Source organism: Pseudomonas helleri (assembly GCF_045830615.1).
GTDB classification, from domain to species: Bacteria; Pseudomonadota; Gammaproteobacteria; order Pseudomonadales; family Pseudomonadaceae; genus Aquipseudomonas; species Aquipseudomonas helleri.
Genome location: NZ_CP174501.1, coordinates 274,047 through 291,438, shown reverse-complemented (window position 1 = coordinate 291,438; position 17,392 = coordinate 274,047). Strand labels below are relative to the sequence as shown.

Sequence of the window (17,392 nt, the reverse complement as noted above, 5' to 3'; positions counted from 1 at the left end):
ACTCTTGAAGGAACCTCGCTGATGAGATCACTTTTCAAGCCGCTGGCGTGGGCGCTGCCGATTGTCATGCTGCTGGCCGGGTGCAATGGCACCGACAAAGACACCGACAAACCGGCCCCGCACACCACCTACAGCAAAGCCGACTGGAGCGCGCTGCCGGAAGTGACCGGCGTCGACCTGCAAAACGGTTTCGCCTCATGGCGCAGCGCGTGCACACGGCTCAAGGCCGACCCTAACTGGGGCAGCCTGTGCAGCGCTGCCGCCAGCTTGCCGGCCAACCCGAGCGTGGCTGAAGTCAGCAGTTTTCTGCAAACCCACCTGGACGTGTACAGCTTGCGCTCGGCCGAAGGCAGCAGCGACGGCTTGATCACCGGCTACTACGAACCGGTCTACCCCGGCAGCCTGAAACAGACCACCGCGGCCCATGTGCCTATTTACGGCGTGCCGTCTGATTTGATCGTGGTGAACCTGGACAGCATCTACCCGGAACTCAAGGGCAAACGCCTGCGCGGTCGCCTTGAAGGGCGCGTGCTCAAGCCGTACGACACCGCCGAAACCATCAACAACCAAGGCCTCAATGCGCCGGTACTGGCCTGGCTGACCGACCCGATGGACCTGCAATTTCTGCAAATTCAGGGGTCGGGCCGCGTGCAACTCGACAATGGCCGCCAACTGCGCATCGGCTATGCCGACCAAAACGGCCATCCGTACAAACCGATTGGCCGCTGGTTGGTGGAACAGGGCGAGCTGAAAAAAGAAGACGTCACCATGGGCAGCATTCACGCGTGGGCAGTGGCTCACCCTGAGCGCGTGCACGAACTGCTGGCCAGCAACCCCAGCTACGTGTTCTTCACGCAAAACCCTGACAGCAACGAAGGCCCGCGCGGCTCGTTGAACGTGCCGTTGACCGCAGGTTACAGCGTGGCAGTGGATCGCAGCGTCATCCCGCTAGGCAGCTTGCTGTGGTTGTCGACCAGCCAGGCAGACGGCCAGCCGATCGTACGCCCGGTTGCCGCCCAAGACACGGGCGGCGCCATTGCCGGTGAAGTGCGCGCAGACTTCTTCGTCGGCACCGGCCCGGAAGCCGGGAAAATCGCGGGCGACATGAAGCAGAAAGGCAACATCTGGCTGCTGTGGCCCAAAGGCGCAGCGTTGCCGCAATAACACCCAATGCCTCTGTGGACCTGCCGCACCGTCTTCGACGCCGCGCTGTCGCGTAGCAAACAGGTCACCGAATATCTTCAGCATCCCCCAATCGGTTCCCTCTCCTTCGGGAGAGGGCTAGGGTGAGGGTTGCTCTTAGACCAAGATCAAAAGATCGCGAGACAAGCTCGCTCCTACACGGCGGGGAGTCAGACAAATCTTCTTCTATATCTAGAAAACTCCTGCAAATCCTCCCCCGCTTGTTCCTGCCCACCTCGCGGAATAGTCTCGACGCTCGCCCTATTTATCGAGACCTCACATGACTAACAAAGCGGTTATCGTCTTCAGTGGCGGGCAAGACTCGACGACGTGTCTGTTACAGGCGCTGCCCCTGTATGACGAAGTGCACTGCATTACCTTTGACTACGGCCAGCGTCACCGCGCGGAAATTGACGTTGCACGGGTGCTTTCCAAGCAACTGGGCGCCACTAAACACACCGTTCTGGATGCATCACTGCTCAATCATTTAACGGTCAGCAGCCTGACCCGCGAAGATATGGCCGTGCCCGACGCGTCAGCACCTGAAAACGGTTTGCCGAGTACCTTCGTGCCCGGGCGCAATATTGTGTTTCTCACCCTGGCGTCTATTTATGCCTACCAGGTGCAGGCCAACACCGTGATTACCGGCGTATGCGAAACAGACTTTTCAGGCTACCCGGACTGCCGCGACGCGTTCGTCAAATCACTGAACCAGGCCATCACCTTGGGCATGGCCTACGACGTACGTATCGAAACGCCACTGATGTGGCTAAACAAAGCCGAAGTGTGGGCGCTGGCCGATGAATACCAGCAATTGGCCGTGATTCGTGACCAAACCCTGACCTGCTACAACGGCATCCAGGGCCCGGGCTGCACTCACTGCGCCGCCTGCAGCTTGCGGGCAAAAGGGTTGGCCGAGTACTTGAACGACACAGCAGGTGTTCGCCAACGCTTGCAGGCAAAGCTGCAAAAAGCCGCATAGCGCCTTGCACGTCAGCCACTATCAACACGCTGGGCGTGTTGATAGTCAGCGAATCATTGCCGGGCGCTTACCTGCTCTCCACCGTCATGTATTTGCTTAACAGCGCCCTCATGCCATACGCCGGGAACACGTTAAAAAATGCAAAGCTCACTTTGATAAGAATCTGGATAACGATCATGTCAAGGATGACACTGGTTTCCATAACGCCATAAAACGCCAGAAAGCAAAAAAGAAAACTGTCAATAATGACCGCGATAAAGGTGCTCAGGAACACCCGGAGAAACAAGAACCTCGAATTCGTCAATTCTTTAATCTTGCACAGCAAGTAGGTATTGACGTACTCCGATACCAAAAATGAAATTAACGACGCGATCAGCACTGAAGACAGGTGACCAATCACCTGGTTATAGGGCTCATCCAGTTTCCAGTCAGACAGTCCTGGCAGATAAGTCGTTACGCTGAGCATGGCAATAATGAGTGCGTTACTCACAAAGGCAAAAAATATGGCCCTTCTTGCAAGCCTGAGACCATAAGACTCATTGAGTACATCCACAATAAGAAAGGTCAATGGGTATAAAAAAGCCCCCGGTGTTACCACAATGCCCGGCCACTCCAGAAAAATAGGTTTGGTGGCCGCAATACTGGTGAATATGTAGAGGGTAAATAACAGCAGATTCAAAACAACATAGATCATCCATGAACGTTCGTGACGGTCTTTGAAGTCGTAGGCGGTCACAGAGCCCTCTTGCGAGTAGAGCTTTTTATGAATTGTCTTGACCTCGGCCGGATTAAAATTATCCATCACCTCGCTGCTTATTAACTCAGACAGCTTAACTTTGATCACTTTACCGGTTGCCACCACCATGACAATGACCCGGCTTTTATGATTATCGAAGCCAAGCAGTTTGTACCTGGAGTTATCCGCCTCACACTTACAGGTCATTGAAACGCTCCTCGACGATATACCCGATCACACATAGCCCACTCGATTCAATCGACTGACCGTCCACGATACTGAGCCGCAAAGTGCCCGTGTCGTATGCCAAGTGGTCGCCTACCCTGTTCACGCAGCCCTTGTGAACGATCAAGACATCACCGGCCCCATAAGATGCATAACGTCGATATTCCAAAATAACAGCCACCATGTTATGAGCCGAGCCGAAATAGTAAGTGAGTGGAAAACGCGTCACCAATTCACCAATTGGCTTATCAAGACAACTGATTAATTGCCCTTCTTTAAGAATGGGTACAGCCGCCGGATTCATGTTCCCTTCGATTGAAGCACTCCGCTCCAGCGTTTCTTTTTCTTCAAAATCTATTCGTTCTATTTCTTCGTAAGACACGCCAAAAAAATTAGATATTTTGCGCACGGTGGAGTGCTGAACATTAGATACCTTACCTTCTAAAATATTGTAGATCGTGGTCCGTGTCAGACCACTGGCAACACACAGTGATACCTGACTTTCTCCGCGACTCTTGATCAAATAGCGAATATTACTTTTTAAATTTTCATTCTTTTCTTTTCGATGCATCTTACCCCCCTCACACTGTACACGCCGAGCCTACGACTTACCTTCAACGCTTGAGACGGACTCATAGTGCAAATGTTTCGCCCATAAAACCAGCAAGGAAAACAAGACAAAAGATTTCATCACACACATAGTCTTTTTATCACGAACGAACTATCCGCCTAGCATGTAGGCAACTTGAACAGCCATAGCGTTAAAAAACACGGCGAATTATCTGCACATATTTTTATTATTGATTACTTGAGATTAACCATTACTTTGGACACGTGTTAACTTTTATGAAAAGCACGTTTAATACTTATTGCACGCAGAACTGACACTCACCCAATAGCCATCCTCCCTACGCGTGGGGTTTCCCGTGAAAAAAACATCTCCGGCTTCAATCGACTTTGTGCCAGAAGGCTCTGCAATTGACACGCTTGTGCTGGACCGCGCAGCCGCTGATCGGGCACTCGATTTCTATCTGCCCGATACGTCAATGCTCGATGTATCACCGTCAGCCATTACAACACTCAAGGACAGCGCCAACCTTCAAGCCGCCTTGAGCTGTGCGTCTGATTTGCTGCGTTGCGCAGCGCGATCGGCCAATGAAGTCAGCAATGCGCTAAACGGGGTACAACGTGATCACGCGTTACTGATCATCAACAGGGTCGAAAAGGCCAGACAGTACATTGAAAATTCTCTGATGGGGCTGACAGCTTCGTGGGAAATGATCCCGGGCCAAACCGATTGGCAGGCAACTGAGTGACTGACAGGGGGCGCTGGTTCGCCCCCGGCAGGACACACGCAAGTTACATCGACACAAAAAAGAAGCTGACAATCAGCCCCATGCCGATAAACCAGACAATCGAGCGCAACAGCGCCCAGTCGGCCAGGTAGCAGATGATGTACAGCAGGCGGCTGGTGATGAATAGCACCGCCAGCACATCGATGGTCACTGGCTGGGCGTTGCCCACGATGTCGGCAATGATCACCGCCGCCGCAAAGGCCGGGGTCACTTCAAAGCTGTTGAGCTGGGCGTTGTGGGCGCGTTTGGCAGACCCTTCTAGGGTGGCGAGAAACGCGCGCGGGTCATGGTTTTGTCGGGGGCCGAACTTGCCTTGGCTGAACTTGGCAATGCCGGTACAGACGTACGGCAAACACAGGGCAATCAATACACACCAGAAGGCAACGGTCATGGGACTTTCCTTTTTAGAGTTTCATCACGAGCATGCCGATCAGCACCCGTCCACAGGCTAAGAGCCTCGGGCGGCCAAAAGGTTCTTGGCGCTGCTGGCGCTCGCTTGGTTGTAACAGCCGCGGTCTAAACTTCCAGCGATCTTTTGCGCGTTGCGTGGGTCCAAACAAACCACCGCCACCTGCACCAACGCCTACGCTTAACCCAGGGTGTGCCGGGTAAAGATGTGTCCCTGAGCGCTGCGGTTACATCAAACACACAGTCCGACCCGTTCGGGCTTCCATTCACTCACGCCACCACAGGATCCCGGATGCTTGAGCTTGTTGCTGCGTTTATCTGCCTGACTTCACTACTCACGTATGTGAATTACCGCTTTATCGGCCTGCCGCCAACGATTGGCGTCATGGTCACTGCCCTTATGTTTTCGCTGCTGTTGCAGGGTTTGAGTTTTCTCGGGTTTCCGGGGCTCGAAGACCGTGTGCAAGAGCTGATCGGCCAGATCGACTTCAGCGATTTGCTGATGAACTGGATGCTGTCGTTCTTGCTGTTTGCCGGCGCCTTGCACGTTAACTTCAATGACGTGCGCAGTTATCGCTGGCCCATTGGCCTGCTGGCCACCTTCGGTGTGCTGATCGCGACCACAGTCATCGGCAGCCTCGCTTATTACATTTTCGAGCTGTTCGGCTGGCACATCAGCTTCCTGTATTGCTTGCTGTTTGGTGCGCTGATTTCCCCGACCGACCCGATCGCCGTACTCGGTGTGTTGCGTACGGCCAACGCGTCCAAGCCGCTGAAAACCACCATTGTGGGCGAGTCGTTATTCAATGACGGCACCGCGGTCGTGGTGTTCACCGTGTTGCTCGGCATCGTGCAACTGGGCGAAACCCCGAGCCTGAGCGCGACCGCCATGCTGTTCGCCCACGAAGCCATTGGCGGCGTGGTGTTTGGTGGCCTGATCGGGTACCTGGTGTACCTGATGATCAAAAGCATCGAGCAGTATCAGATTGAGGTGATGCTGACCCTGGCGCTGGTGATCGGCGGCTCGGCCATGGCCAGTGAGCTGCACGTGTCTGCGCCGATTGCGATGGTGGTGGCTGGTTTGATCATCGGCAACCTGGGCCGCAACAAAGCCATGAACGACATGACCCGCCGCTACATGGACGGCTTTTGGGAACTGCTCGATGACATGCTCAACGCGCTGCTGTTTGCGTTGATCGGTATGGAACTGTTGCTGCTGCCATTCTCGTGGCTGCACTTGCTGGCGGCCGGCGTATTGGCCCTGGCGATTCTGCTTTCGCGCCTGCTTACCGTGGCCCCGGCCATTGTGCTGCTGCGTCGCTGGCGCACCGTGCCGCGTGGCACCATCCGCATTCTCACTTGGGGTGGCCTGCGTGGCGGTGTATCGGTGGCCTTGGCCCTGGCGTTGCCGTTGGGCCCGGAGCGCGACTTGATCCTGAGTATCACCTACATCGTGGTGCTGTCTTCGATCCTGCTTCAAGGCCTGACCATCGGCAAACTGGTCAGCCACGTCACCAAAGATGCGCCAGCACCTGCTGAATCCGAACACGCGCATTAAGCCTCAAACCCCCCGCTCTACCGACCCGGACTGCGATTGTTGATCGTCAACAATCGCAGCCCGGCGCTCATTTCGTCCTGTTCCCGGCGTTTCCCGTCAGCTTGGCTACACTCCTTTCAAAATGTAAAAAAGTACGTCACGAAAGGAGAAAGTGATGAGTTCGTCTGCTGCCTATGCACCACCCCGGCGCCATCTCGGCGCTTACATCGTGATCATCACCGCGTTGATTGCTTTGTGTATCACTGCGTGGCGGTTCTTTACGCCGTTATCCGGAATAACCGATTCCGGTGGCGCGATGGTCGCCATGCTGGCCGAGTTTGTGCTGTTTATCCTGGGCCTGTTACTGATCAAGACAGAGGCCGGAGGGGCCAGGGCTTTCTTCCTGTTCCTGGCTTGGGTAGGTGTTATCGGGACGTTTTTTGCCGCCTTGTTGCTACATGGCTGGTGGACTGCCGCCGTGCTGGTTGTGTGCGCTGTAGGTGTCCTCATTGAAACGTTTGGCAGCAAGCCAACAAGGAGCGCGTGAGATGAGCACAATGAAAAAGAACCTTTTGGCAGCACCTGCCCTTTGTATGCTTGCGGGCATTTCTACAGCCCATGCAGACACCACCTACGTGGTTCCGCCGCCTCTTCTGGCACAGTCCAGCGTCTCGGCTGAAGACGCCAAACTGCCGATTCCGACCGGTAAAGAGTGGGACACCTTCCACGGCCAGCTCAGCTCGCAGAAGTACTCGCCGCTGACGCAAATCAACAAGGACAACGTCGGGCAGTTGAAGAAGGTCTGGCAGTATTTCACCGGGGACATGTCTGACGGCACCGGTAAAACTCCAGCCACCGTCTGGTCCGCCACGCCTATCTTCGCCAACGACACGTTGTACGTCGGCACGCCGTTCTACCGCATCATTGCCCTTGAGCCCGAGACCGGCAAAGAGAAGTGGGTATATGACACTAAGTCCGCATTGGTGGCCGAAACCCAGCCCGCGCTGAAGTCCCGTGGTGTGTCCTACTGGCAGGAAAAAAACCCGCAAGCGGGTGTTGCCTGTCAGAAGATGGTGTACCTGGGCAACATGACCGCGCAGTTGTACGCCGTCGATGCTGACACCGGCAAACCGTGCGAAAACTTCGGCAAAAATGGCGTTGTGGACGTTAACCAGTGGAACAAGCAGAACAACAAATGGCCGTTGTCGCAGTTGCAACCGCCTACCGTGATCGGCGACAAGCTGATCGTGGGCTGGGCCGGTAAAGACTGGGAATACGAAGTCGAATCGCCAGGCTCGCTGTTTGCCCTGAACGCCCGCACTGGCGAGCTGGAATGGGAATTCAAACCGATCCCTGAAGAAGAAGCCGGCAAAACCGGTACCGCCAATATCTGGACCGCCATGTCCTATGATCCGGCGCTGGGGTTGCTGTACATCCCCGTGTCTTCGCCGTCGCCCAACTACTGGGGCGGCAACCGCACCAACCCGATTCCGCTGGGCACCTCAACCACGGCGTTGGACATCAACACGGGTAAGGTCGTGTGGTCGCGTCAGTGGGTTCACCACGATATCTGGGACTACGACATCAACTCTGCGCCGACGCTGATGGACATCACCGTGAATGGCAAACCTGTGGCGGCGCTGGTACAAGCGACCAAAATGGGCTTCCTGTTCACCGTGGACCGTCGCACCGGTGAAGACGTGTGGCCGATTGAAGAACGTCCGGTGCCTAAAGGCGAAGCCAAGGGTGAAGTCTACTCACCGACCCAACCGTTCCCGACCAAGCCTGCACCGCTGCTGGACCAGTCGAAAAAACCGGCCATCTGGAAAATCGCTGACATTGTCGGCTTTGGCCAGTGCAGCAAGATGTGGGACGGCCTGGAATACAACGGCATGTACTCGCCGCCCGGCCTCAAAGGCAATGGCGTGCTGGCCTACCCGGACAGCGCCGGTGGTGTGCAGTGGGGTGGCGTAGCGTTCGACCCGGTCAGCCAGGTCGCCATCGTCAACACCTCGCACATCGTGCAGATGATCAAGCTGTGGGATCGCGAGGCCTACGACAAACAGCCTAAAGAATCCGGTAACGAAAACGGCTTCTACCCACAAATCGGCGCGCCTTACGGCATGTCGTTGGTCAACGCGCAGAACTGGGCCGGCATGCCGTGCTGGGCTCCACCGTTCGGTGAACTGGTGGCAATCGACATGCAGACCGGTGACGTGAAATGGCGTCGTCCGATGGGGGCTGTTCAACAGTGGGGCTGGTACATGCCGCCAGACATGGGTTCGCCAACCATTGGTGGCCCGGCGGTGACAGCCGGTGGCGTGGTGTTCATTGGCGCCTCGATGGACGCCAAGGTACGCGCCTACGCACTGGATGACGGTAAAGAACTGTGGTCTGACATCGTCATGGCCCCCGCCGTCGCCAACCCTGCGGTGTACGAATACAAAGGCAAGCAATACGTGGCCTTTGTCGCAGGCGGCAACTCGATCATGAAAGATCAAGTGGGCGACCAAGTGGTGGTGTACGCGCTGCCGAAGTAAACGCGAAGCCCTCACAGGGTCTATGACCCTGTGAGGCACCTCGTAGCAGCTGTCGAGCCTGCGAGGCTGCGAGGCTGCGTCCGATTGCGAAGCGATCGTAAACCCACAAAACCCGATTTAACTGAAGAACCTCGATAACCCGTTTACGACGGCTGCACCGCCGGACGTAGCCTCGCAAGGCTCGTCAACTGCTACAGAGATTCATCCCGTTGCTGGGCTAGTGGTTTATCTGCGCTGCTCATAAAATCTGCAGTGACACCCTCTCCCTCAAACCAGCCATCCCACAGCCTACTCACTTGAACAGTTAGAAGGGCCTGTCCTCTAGAAACAGCATCAATATGCTTAAGCTCATCGCAGAGTACCGCTGCTTTAGACAGTCTGTTCACTCGGCCACGATGCGTTTGAAACAATGAACTCCTTTGCATAAAAACCCTCCGCATGCATCGCTCTAAAGCCCTAACGTAATCTCTGTCCCAAACAAATCAATCGGCAATGATTGAAGCATCAATCCCCCCGACGAGTGGCGTCAGCGCCTTCTATCCGCCGCAGCTGTTCATTGGCTCGCTCGGCGAACAATTCCAGTAACCCTTCCAGCAGATGCACCGGCGCTTCGTCGGCGCGGGTCAGGGCGTACAGGGTGATCGGCAAGGCCGGGCTCAACGGGCGGATGACGGTGCTTGCCGGTGAGGCGCCCAGGGCGGTGAACGGGTCTATCACGGCCAACCCAGCTCCCGATTCCACCATCGCTCGCGCCAGCGAGTAGGTCTGCACCGCAATGTTGATGCGCGGGGGCGGCTCGATGGTTTTCAGGTAGCTGTCCAAGCGCGCAAACAGCGGGTCGGCGCTGCTCAGGCCAATCAATGGTGCGTCCGCCAGTTCATGCAGCGCCAGCGACTCGCCTTCACGGTCTTCGCTCCAATAACCCCGCGGCGCCAACGCGACCAGCACGCTGTGGGCCAATGCTTGGGCCTTGAGCCCCGGGTGGTCGGGCAGTTTCAAGGTCAGCGCTACGTCCAGTTCACGCATCAGCAGGCTTTGCACCAGTTCACGGCTGTGTGCGCTCGCCAGTTCACAGCGGCTGTCGGGGTAGCGGCGCGTCCACTCGCCAATCACTGGCGGCAACAAGGACAACGCCAACGCAGGCGTGCTGCCGATGCGCAAGCGATGCCCCGGTGTACGCCGCAAGCTTTCGGCCAGACGCTGCACGCCTTGCACGCTCTCGCTGACTTTTTCGACCTCGCGCTCCAGCAGCAGCGCCTCGGGGGTGGGCTGCAGTTTGCCGCGCACGCGCAAGAACAACGCAAACCCCAGTTGCATCTCGGCATGCTGCAGAACCTTGCTCACCGCAGGTTGCGAGACATGCAGCAACTGGGCGGCGGCGCTGATGGAGCCGGTCTGGCGAATAGCCTGGAATATTTCGATGTGGCGCAAGCGCATGGCGGCAGTCCATAACCTTTGTTTATGGGTGAAGCATCTTTAATCATTGTTCAGCGCCTGTCACCTGCCCCTAATCTGAAACCCGCACAACAGTGGGTAAGGACTGACATGGCACAGCGTGTTTGCATCATCGGCGGTGGGGTTATCGGGCTGGCAACGGCGTATGCGCTGGTGCGCGAAGGCTTTGACGTGAGTGTGATCGAAGCCCGTCCGACGCTCGGCAGCCAGACCAGCTTTGCCAACGGCGGCCAATTGTCGTACCGCTATGTCGCCCCGCTGGCCGATGCTGGCGTGCCATTGCAGGCGCTGGGCTGGATGTTGCGCGGCGACTCACCGCTCAAACTGCGCCCGCGCATGGACCCGGCGCAATGGCGCTGGCTGGCCTCGTTTGTGGCCGCCTGCCGGGGGTCGGTCAATCAGCGCAATGGCGCACATTTGCTGCGTTTGGCATTGCTGAGCCAGGCCACGTTGCAGCAATGGCGCGAGGAAGATCATCTGGACGGGTTCCAATGGCGGCGTAACGGCAAGCTGGTGGCTTTTCGCGAACCGTCGCACTTCGCCAAGGCCCGGCAAAAAGTTATCCACAGCTCGTTTCAGCAAGCGCTCTCTGCCAGCGAATGCTCGGCCCTGGAGCCCGGTTTGCAAGGTTCCGCATTTGTCGGCGGCATTTACACCCCCGATGAAGAGGTCGGCGATTGTCACGCCTTCTGCCAACAGCTGTTCGCCCGTTTGCAGGCCTCGGGGCGCTGCACATTTTTGCTGGGCAAAACCGTCACCCGTTTGCATCACGAGCACGGTGAGGTAAAGGCCGTGCACATGGGCGACGAGGTGCTGCCGGTCGATCAACTGGTGCTCGCAGCGGGCCATAACAGCCCGGCCTTGAGCCTGCCGGGGCTGAATCTGCCGCTGTACCCACTCAAGGGTTATAGCCTCACATTGGCGTTGAGCGACCCCGGCAAAGCCCCCAATGTGAGCATCACCGATTACGACCGCAAGATCGTGTACGCCCGCATTGGCGAACAATTGCGCATTGCCGCGATGGTCGACATCGTCGGTTTTGATGCCTCACTCGACCCCAAGCGCCTCGCGCAAATGCGCCAGCTGGCCCAAAGCACCTTCCCCGAAGCGGGCGATTACCAACACGCCATTGAGTGGGCGGGCATGCGCCCGGCCACCCCCAGCGGCGTACCGATTCTGGGCGCCAGCGGCTACCGCAACTTGTGGCTAAACCTGGGCCACGGCGCGCTGGGCTTTACCCTGGCTTGCGGCAGCGGGCGCTTGCTGAGCGAGCTGATTGCACACCGCAAAACCTCCATTGACCTGCAAGGTCTGGCCTTGCACGCCGCCTGACCATTGACCCACACCTTAAGGAAATGCCCGATGACGATTCACCGCATTCACAGCAATGACCGTTTAAGCGCCGCTGCGACCTATGAGGCGCTGGTGTTTCTGTCCGGGCAAGTGCCGACCGGTAGCGAGGACATTACCGCGCAGACCGAAGAAGTCCTGAGCAAGATCGACGCCTTGTTGGCCGAAACCGGCAGCAGCAAGGACCACATCCTCAACGCCACGATTTACCTGCAAAACATTGAGCGCGACTTCGCGCCCATGAACGCGGTGTGGTCTGCCTGGCTGTCTGCGGGCAAGGCGCCGACGCGCACCACGCTGCAAGCGCAACTGGCCCGGCCGCAGGTGCTGGTGGAAATCAGCGTGATTGCTGCCCGTCGCTAATCAGCTTGAAACCGGAGAATAAGAAGATGAAAAAGCTCACCTTGATCAGTTGCACGCTGGGCCTTTTGCTCAGCCACTCACTGCACGCCAGCGAAGCGCCGTTGCAGGGCACGCTCAAAAAAGTCGCTGACTCCGGGAGCATAACCCTGGGTTATCGCGATGCTTCGGTGCCTTTTTCCTACGTAGGCGACAACACAGGCAAGCCGATGGGCTATTCGGTGGAGCTGGCGAACAAAATCGTCGAGCGCATCCAGCAGCAAGTCGGCGGCGCGCCACTGAAGGTCAAATACAACCTGGTGACCTCGCAAACCCGGATCCCGCTGGTGCAAAACGGCACGGTTGATCTGGAGTGCGGCTCAACCGGCGTGACGGCCGAGCGGCAAAAACAGGTGGCGTTTTCGTATGGCTTTATCTACGTCAAAGGCCAGTTGCTGACCGCCAAAAACAGCGGCATCAAGGGCTTTGACGACCTGCGCGACAAGAACGTCGTGACCACGGCGGGCACCACCAATGAGCGCTTTCTCAAGAGCTACAACGCCGACCACAAGATGAACATGAACGTGATCAGTGCCAAAGACCATGGCGAGGCGTTCAAGATGCTCGAAACCGGCCGTGCCGTGGCCTTTTACATGGATGACGCGCTGCTCTACGGCGAACGCGCCAAAGCCCGCGACCCACACAACTGGGTGGTGGTGGGTCACGAGCAGTCGCGTGAAATCTACAGCTGCATGGTGCGCAAGGACGATCCGCAGTTGCTGGCTGTGGTGAACCAGGCGCTGGCGGATCTGTACCAGTCGGGCGAGATCAACGGCATCTATCAGCGCTGGTTTGAGCAGCCTATTCCACCGAATGGCCTGAACCTGGAGTTCCCGATGACCGCCGAACTGAAACAAATCATCGCCAAGCCAGTGAGCGATCCGGTGGAGTAAACCCCAGGCTTACGACACCCACGGCGACGTGCGGATGATCTCGACGAAGTTCAGTGGCTTGAAGCTTGGGTCGATGTCCACCAGCACATCAGCGTTAACCGTGCCGAAGGTGGTGTCGGGGCGGTGTTTGAAGCCGTTGGCGAAGGCGCAGAGGATGCATTCCTTGAAGCCTTCGCCACGCGGGTGCGCATGCACCACGGCTTCGCGTTGCTCAGTGGGGAACGCCGCATAATCAATGCCCAGCACGTCCATTTCTACGCCCGCCGTCACCAGCGCCACGTTCGGCCGAAGGTGTTGCGGCACGCCCGGCGTGGTGTGCAGGGCAATGGACAACCAGACTTGCTCGACATCATCGTCGCTCAGGCCAAAGGGTTTCATGAAAGCTTTGGCGTTGTTGGCGCTGTCGACTTCAAAACGCTCGGTGTCTGTGCGATGGCCTTCAACCAGGCCCAGATCATGGAACATCGCCCCCACGTACAAAAGCTCCGGGTCATAGGCCAATTGCTTGCGTTGGCCGCTCAGCGCGCCAAACAAGAACACCCGCCGAGAGTGGTTATAGAGCAGATCGGACTCCACATCACGGATGTATTCGGTCGTAGCTTTGGCCAAGGCGCTGTCCGGAATGACGATGCCTGCGATGGTCTGACTCATGGCGAACTCCTCGATCAAGCGCCGGGGTGGCGCTGCTGAGTTCAGTGTGGACCGCCCCCTCCATGGCAACAATCGTCATACAGGTGCGATTCGTGCCAATCAGGTGGCAATGCCGGCCACCCCTTTCAACAGGCTTGCCACACCGGGCGGCGGCGGTATTTGATGTATCACCCCTCAGACGGCGAACCCTGATGACCTTGAAGATCGCATTGATCGTTTTCCCCGGCGTGCAGGCCCTGGATGTGACCGGCCCCATGGATGTGTTCGCCGAGGCCAATGTGTTTCTGCCGCCCGCTCAGCGCTATCAACTGGAGGTGCTGGGTCTGGAGGCAGGCTTGCTGGCCTGCTCCAACGGCTTGACGATCCAGGCCCATCGGCATTTCACCGAGGCCAGCACGGCCTACGACCTGGTCTTGTGCGCGGGCGGCCCGGCCCTGCCCGATCAGGATTTTGGCCCGGCGTTTTATAGCTGGTTACGCACGCTGTGCCGCCGCTCGCGACGCTTTGGTTCGATCTGTAACGGGGCGTTGATGCTCGCTCGCGCAGGCTTGCTGGACGGCCGACGTGTGACCACCCACTGGGGCGATGTCGCAGCCTTGGCGCGCCTGTGCCCGAGCGCCAAAATGGAAGCCGATCGCTTGTATGTGCAGGACGACAACGTGTTTACGTCGGCCGGGGTGACGGCCGGGATTGATCTGTCGCTGTATGTGTTGTGCCAGGATCATGGCCCCGAGGTCGCACTCAGCGTGGCCAAACGGCTGGTGGTGTTTACCCAGCGTTCGGGCGGGCAGTCGCAGTTCAGCCCGTTTCTGACAGCGACTACCCCGGACGATTCGCCGGTGGCGGCGGTGCAACGGTTTGTGCAGGCCAACCTGCGTGCGGATCTGACCATCGGTGAACTGGCGCAAGCGGCCAACATGAGCCCGCGCAACTTCTCTCGGGTATTTGCCCGTGACACCGGTATTACCCCGGCACAATTTGTTGAAGGTGCGCGGGTGGATGCGGCCCGCGCCTTACTGGAAAACCCGGCGCTGGCCCTCAAGACCGTGGCCTACGAATGCGGTTTTCGCGATGCGCATCACCTGCGCAGCGTGTTCATGCGCAGGCTGGGCGTGTCGCCGCAGCAGTTCCGGGCGAACTTCGCGGTGATGGCGTAACGAGTATTCCTGTAGGAGCGAGCTTGCCTCGCGATCTTTTAAAGATCAAAAGATCGCGAGACAAGCTCGCTCCTACAGGTCAATCGTTTAGAAATCACCCCACAGTTGCTGGGCCACGGCCAGCGCGACTACGGGCGCCGTTTCGGTGCGCAGCACCCGCGGACCGAGGCGGGCCGGCTGGAAGCCTGCCGTTTGAGCGTGCTCCACTTCGTTGTCGGTCAACCCGCCTTCCGGGCCGATCAAAAACGCCAGGCGCGCAGGCTTGGCGTGGCTGGTCAGCGGCGCTGACACCGGGTGCAGCACCAGCTTGAGGTCGGCCTCGGTGGTTTTGATCCAGTCACTGAGCAATACCGGCGGGTGAATCACCGGCACCCGCGAACGGCCGCACTGCTCACACGCACTGATCGCCACTTGCCGCCAATGCATAAGGCGTTTGTCAGCACGCTCGTCCTTGAGCCGCACTTCGCAACGCTCACTCATGATCGGAGTAATTTGCGTCACGCCCAACTCAGTGGCCTTTTGAATCGCCCAGTCCATGCGCTCGCCACGGGACAACCCTTGGCCCAAGTGAATGGCCAACGGCGACTCAACTTGCCCGGCAAAGGTTTCGTCGAGCACCACGCGCACACGTTTTTTGCCGACTTCCAGCAAGCGCCCCAGAAACTCCTGACCCGAGCCGTCGAACACTTGCAGGGCATCGCCCTCGGCCATGCGCAGCACGCGGCCAATGTAATGCGCCTGGGCTTCAGGCAGTTCATGCTCACCGAGGCTCAATGGGGCGTCGATAAAGAAGCGGGACAATCTCATTTAAATTCTCTGAAAAAGCCCTCTGTAGGAGCGAGCTTGCCTCGCGATCTTTTGGCTTTAAAAAAGATCGCGAAACAAGCTTGCTCCTACAGGGGATTAAAATTAACCCGGGTCGCGGAAGTCTGGATGGAAGTTCGCCTGCACGGCCACGCTGATGTCCGTGCGCGTCGCGATGTCGATCCCTTCGCTGGCCACTTCAGCCAGAAAGTCGATCTGCTCGGGGGTAATCACGTAAGGCGGCAAGAAATACACCACACTGCCCAACGGGCGCAACAACGCACCCCGTTCCAGCGCGTGCTGGAAGACTTTCAGGCCGCGTCGTTCCTGCCACGGGTAAGCCGTTTTAGTGGCTTTGTCCTGGACCATTTCTATTGCCAGCACCATCCCTGTCTGACGCACTTCCGAGACATGGGCATGGTCGGCCAGGTGGGCCGTTGCGCTGGCCATGCGTTGGGCAAGTGCCTTGTTGTTTTCAATGACGTTGTCGTCTTCAAAAATATCCAGCGTGGCCAACGCCGCCGCACACGCCAGCGGGTTGCCGGTGTAGCTGTGGGAATGGAGGAAGGCGCGCAGGGTCGGGTAGTCGTCGTAGAACGCGCTGTACACCTCATCGGTGGTCAGGCATGCCGCCAGCGGCAAGTAGCCACCGGTCAAGGCTTTGGACAGGCACAGGAAGTCTGGCGTGATGCCGGCCTGTTCACAGGCAAACATTGTCCCGGTACGGCCAAAGCCCACGGCGATTTCGTCGAGGATCAGGTGCACGCCATATCGGTCGCAGGCCTCACGCAACAACGTGAGGTACACCGGGTGGTACATGCGCATACCGCCCGCGCCCTGAATCAGCGGCTCGACAATCACCGCCGCAATCGTGGCATGGTGCTCGGCCAGGGTCTGTTCCATGGCCTGGAACATCGTGCGCGAGTGGGCTTCCCAGCTCACGCCTTCAGGGCGCAAGTAGCAATCGGGGCTCGGCACTTTGATCGTGTCGAGCAGCAACGCCTTGTAGGTTTCGGTGAACAGCGGCACGTCACCCACCGACATCGCGGCCATGGTTTCGCCGTGGTAGCTGTTGGTCAGCGTTACGAAGCGCTTTTTGTCAGGCTGGCCGCGGTTGAGCCAGTAGTGAAAGCTCATCTTCAGCGAGACTTCGATACACGACGAACCATTGTCGGCATAGAAGCAGCGCGTCAGGCCCTCAGGGGTCATCTTGACCAGGCGCTCGGACAACTCGATCACCGGCTGATGGCTGAACCCCGCGAGGATCACGTGCTCCAGCTGGTCGACCTGGTCCTTGATGCGCTGATTGATACGCGGATTGGCGTGGCCAAACACGTTAACCCACCAGGAACTCACGGCATCCAGATAGCGTTTGCCTTCGAAGTCTTCGAGCCACACGCCTTCACCGCGCTTGATGGGGATCAGCGGCAACTGTTCGTGATCTTTCATTTGGGTGCAGGGGTGCCACAACACGGCAAGATCGCGCTGCATCCATTGATTATTCAGGCCCATTTCCACTCTCCTGGCGCTGGTTCCCGGCGTCTGCGGGCAAACAAGCCTGCAAGCCTATGCAATGCGCAGGCTCGTCACAAGTCATTACGTTTATCCATAGACACGCATATTTACATTCAAGGCACGGCTCGGCATAAAAGACGCATACGGCTATTGTTAACGTTTGCTTAATGCATGATCCCCAGGCTACAGATCGTATTTATCGA

General features: G+C 57.8%; 17 protein-coding genes. 10 read left to right on the top strand and 7 right to left on the bottom strand.

Annotated elements, in window-relative coordinates:
• Positions 1 to 21: 21 nt before the first annotated feature.
• Both ACJJU9_RS01375 and queC read left to right on the top strand, forming a co-directional pair.
• Positions 22 to 1,164, top strand: coding sequence for a murein transglycosylase A (locus ACJJU9_RS01375; RefSeq protein ID WP_407729901.1), 1,143 nt, complete (start codon positions 22 to 24; stop codon positions 1,162 to 1,164).
• A gap of 298 nt (positions 1,165 to 1,462) precedes the next feature.
• A complete protein-coding gene (gene queC / locus ACJJU9_RS01370) occupies positions 1,463 to 2,164 on the top strand; it encodes a 7-cyano-7-deazaguanine synthase QueC (protein WP_407729900.1) in 702 nt (233 codons plus the stop codon).
• 67 nt (positions 2,165 to 2,231) lie between these two features.
• Here the strand turns inward: queC and ACJJU9_RS01365 are convergent, their stop codons facing one another.
• Positions 2,232 to 3,107 (bottom strand): queuosine precursor transporter, encoded by an 876-nt coding sequence (locus ACJJU9_RS01365; RefSeq protein WP_273221861.1) that lies wholly within the window; start codon positions 3,105 to 3,107, stop codon positions 2,232 to 2,234.
• A complete protein-coding gene (locus ACJJU9_RS01360; RefSeq protein WP_407729899.1) occupies positions 3,097 to 3,696 on the bottom strand; it encodes a helix-turn-helix transcriptional regulator in 600 nt (199 codons plus the stop codon). The genes ACJJU9_RS01365 and ACJJU9_RS01360 overlap by 11 nt, the downstream gene beginning before the upstream one ends.
• Positions 3,697 to 4,051: 355 nt before the next feature.
• On the opposite strand from ACJJU9_RS01360, the gene ACJJU9_RS01355 reads away from it, so the two are divergent.
• A complete protein-coding gene (locus ACJJU9_RS01355; RefSeq protein ID WP_407729897.1) occupies positions 4,052 to 4,441 on the top strand; it encodes a DUF3077 domain-containing protein in 390 nt (129 codons plus the stop codon).
• Between the two features lie 43 nt (positions 4,442 to 4,484).
• On the opposite strand, the gene ACJJU9_RS01350 is transcribed toward ACJJU9_RS01355, so the two are convergent.
• Positions 4,485 to 4,871 (bottom strand): MAPEG family protein, encoded by a 387-nt coding sequence (locus ACJJU9_RS01350; protein ID WP_153329421.1) that lies wholly within the window; start codon positions 4,869 to 4,871, stop codon positions 4,485 to 4,487.
• 309 nt (positions 4,872 to 5,180) lie between these two features.
• Here ACJJU9_RS01350 and ACJJU9_RS01345 point away from each other — a divergent pair, with 309 nt between their 5' ends.
• From ACJJU9_RS01345 to ACJJU9_RS01335, 3 genes are all read left to right on the top strand, one after another.
• Positions 5,181 to 6,446, top strand: a complete 1,266-nt coding sequence (locus ACJJU9_RS01345) for a cation:proton antiporter (protein WP_401094065.1) — start codon at positions 5,181 to 5,183, stop codon at positions 6,444 to 6,446.
• 154 nt (positions 6,447 to 6,600) lie between these two features.
• Complete coding sequence (locus tag ACJJU9_RS01340; RefSeq protein ID WP_048370882.1) at positions 6,601 to 6,972, top strand: hypothetical protein; 372 nt, start codon at positions 6,601 to 6,603, stop codon at positions 6,970 to 6,972.
• Position 6,973: 1 nt separating this feature from the next.
• The gene (locus tag ACJJU9_RS01335; protein ID WP_353233043.1) at positions 6,974 to 8,965 is read left to right on the top strand and encodes a pyrroloquinoline quinone-dependent dehydrogenase; all 1,992 of its coding nucleotides are present in this window, start codon (positions 6,974 to 6,976) and stop codon (positions 8,963 to 8,965) included.
• Between the two features lie 504 nt (positions 8,966 to 9,469).
• Here the strand turns inward: ACJJU9_RS01335 and ACJJU9_RS01330 are convergent.
• Positions 9,470 to 10,402 (bottom strand): LysR family transcriptional regulator, encoded by a 933-nt coding sequence (locus tag ACJJU9_RS01330; protein WP_407729896.1) that lies wholly within the window; start codon positions 10,400 to 10,402, stop codon positions 9,470 to 9,472.
• 24 nt (positions 10,403 to 10,426) lie between these two features.
• On the opposite strand from ACJJU9_RS01330, the gene ACJJU9_RS01325 reads away from it, so the two are divergent.
• Genes ACJJU9_RS01325 through ACJJU9_RS01315 form a run of 3 tightly spaced genes read left to right on the top strand, consistent with a single transcriptional unit; the run spans position 10,427 to position 13,062 of the window.
• Positions 10,427 to 11,752 (top strand): D-amino acid dehydrogenase, encoded by a 1,326-nt coding sequence (locus tag ACJJU9_RS01325; RefSeq protein WP_407729895.1) that lies wholly within the window; start codon positions 10,427 to 10,429, stop codon positions 11,750 to 11,752.
• A gap of 30 nt (positions 11,753 to 11,782) precedes the next feature.
• Complete coding sequence (locus ACJJU9_RS01320) at positions 11,783 to 12,133, top strand: RidA family protein (RefSeq protein ID WP_153368256.1); 351 nt, start codon at positions 11,783 to 11,785, stop codon at positions 12,131 to 12,133.
• A gap of 26 nt (positions 12,134 to 12,159) precedes the next feature.
• Entirely contained in the window at positions 12,160 to 13,062 is a 903-nt protein-coding gene (locus ACJJU9_RS01315; protein ID WP_407729894.1) for a transporter substrate-binding domain-containing protein, read from the top strand.
• A gap of 9 nt (positions 13,063 to 13,071) precedes the next feature.
• Here ACJJU9_RS01315 and ACJJU9_RS01310 read toward each other — a convergent pair whose 3' ends face one another.
• Positions 13,072 to 13,713, bottom strand: coding sequence for an HD domain-containing protein (locus tag ACJJU9_RS01310; protein WP_123750823.1), 642 nt, complete (start codon positions 13,711 to 13,713; stop codon positions 13,072 to 13,074).
• A 191-nt stretch (positions 13,714 to 13,904) separates the two neighbouring features.
• Here ACJJU9_RS01310 and ACJJU9_RS01305 point away from each other — a divergent pair, with 191 nt between their 5' ends.
• Entirely contained in the window at positions 13,905 to 14,870 is a 966-nt protein-coding gene (locus ACJJU9_RS01305; protein ID WP_407729893.1) for a GlxA family transcriptional regulator, read from the top strand.
• 87 nt (positions 14,871 to 14,957) lie between these two features.
• On the opposite strand, the gene ACJJU9_RS01300 is transcribed toward ACJJU9_RS01305, so the two are convergent.
• Positions 14,958 to 15,677: a 16S rRNA (uracil(1498)-N(3))-methyltransferase gene (locus ACJJU9_RS01300; RefSeq protein ID WP_153329411.1), complete on the bottom strand. Its 720-nt coding sequence runs from the start codon at positions 15,675 to 15,677 to the stop codon at positions 14,958 to 14,960.
• A gap of 102 nt (positions 15,678 to 15,779) precedes the next feature.
• Entirely contained in the window at positions 15,780 to 17,186 is a 1,407-nt protein-coding gene (locus ACJJU9_RS01295) for an adenosylmethionine--8-amino-7-oxononanoate transaminase (protein ID WP_407729891.1), read from the bottom strand.
• Between the last annotated feature and the right edge of the window lie 206 nt (positions 17,187 to 17,392).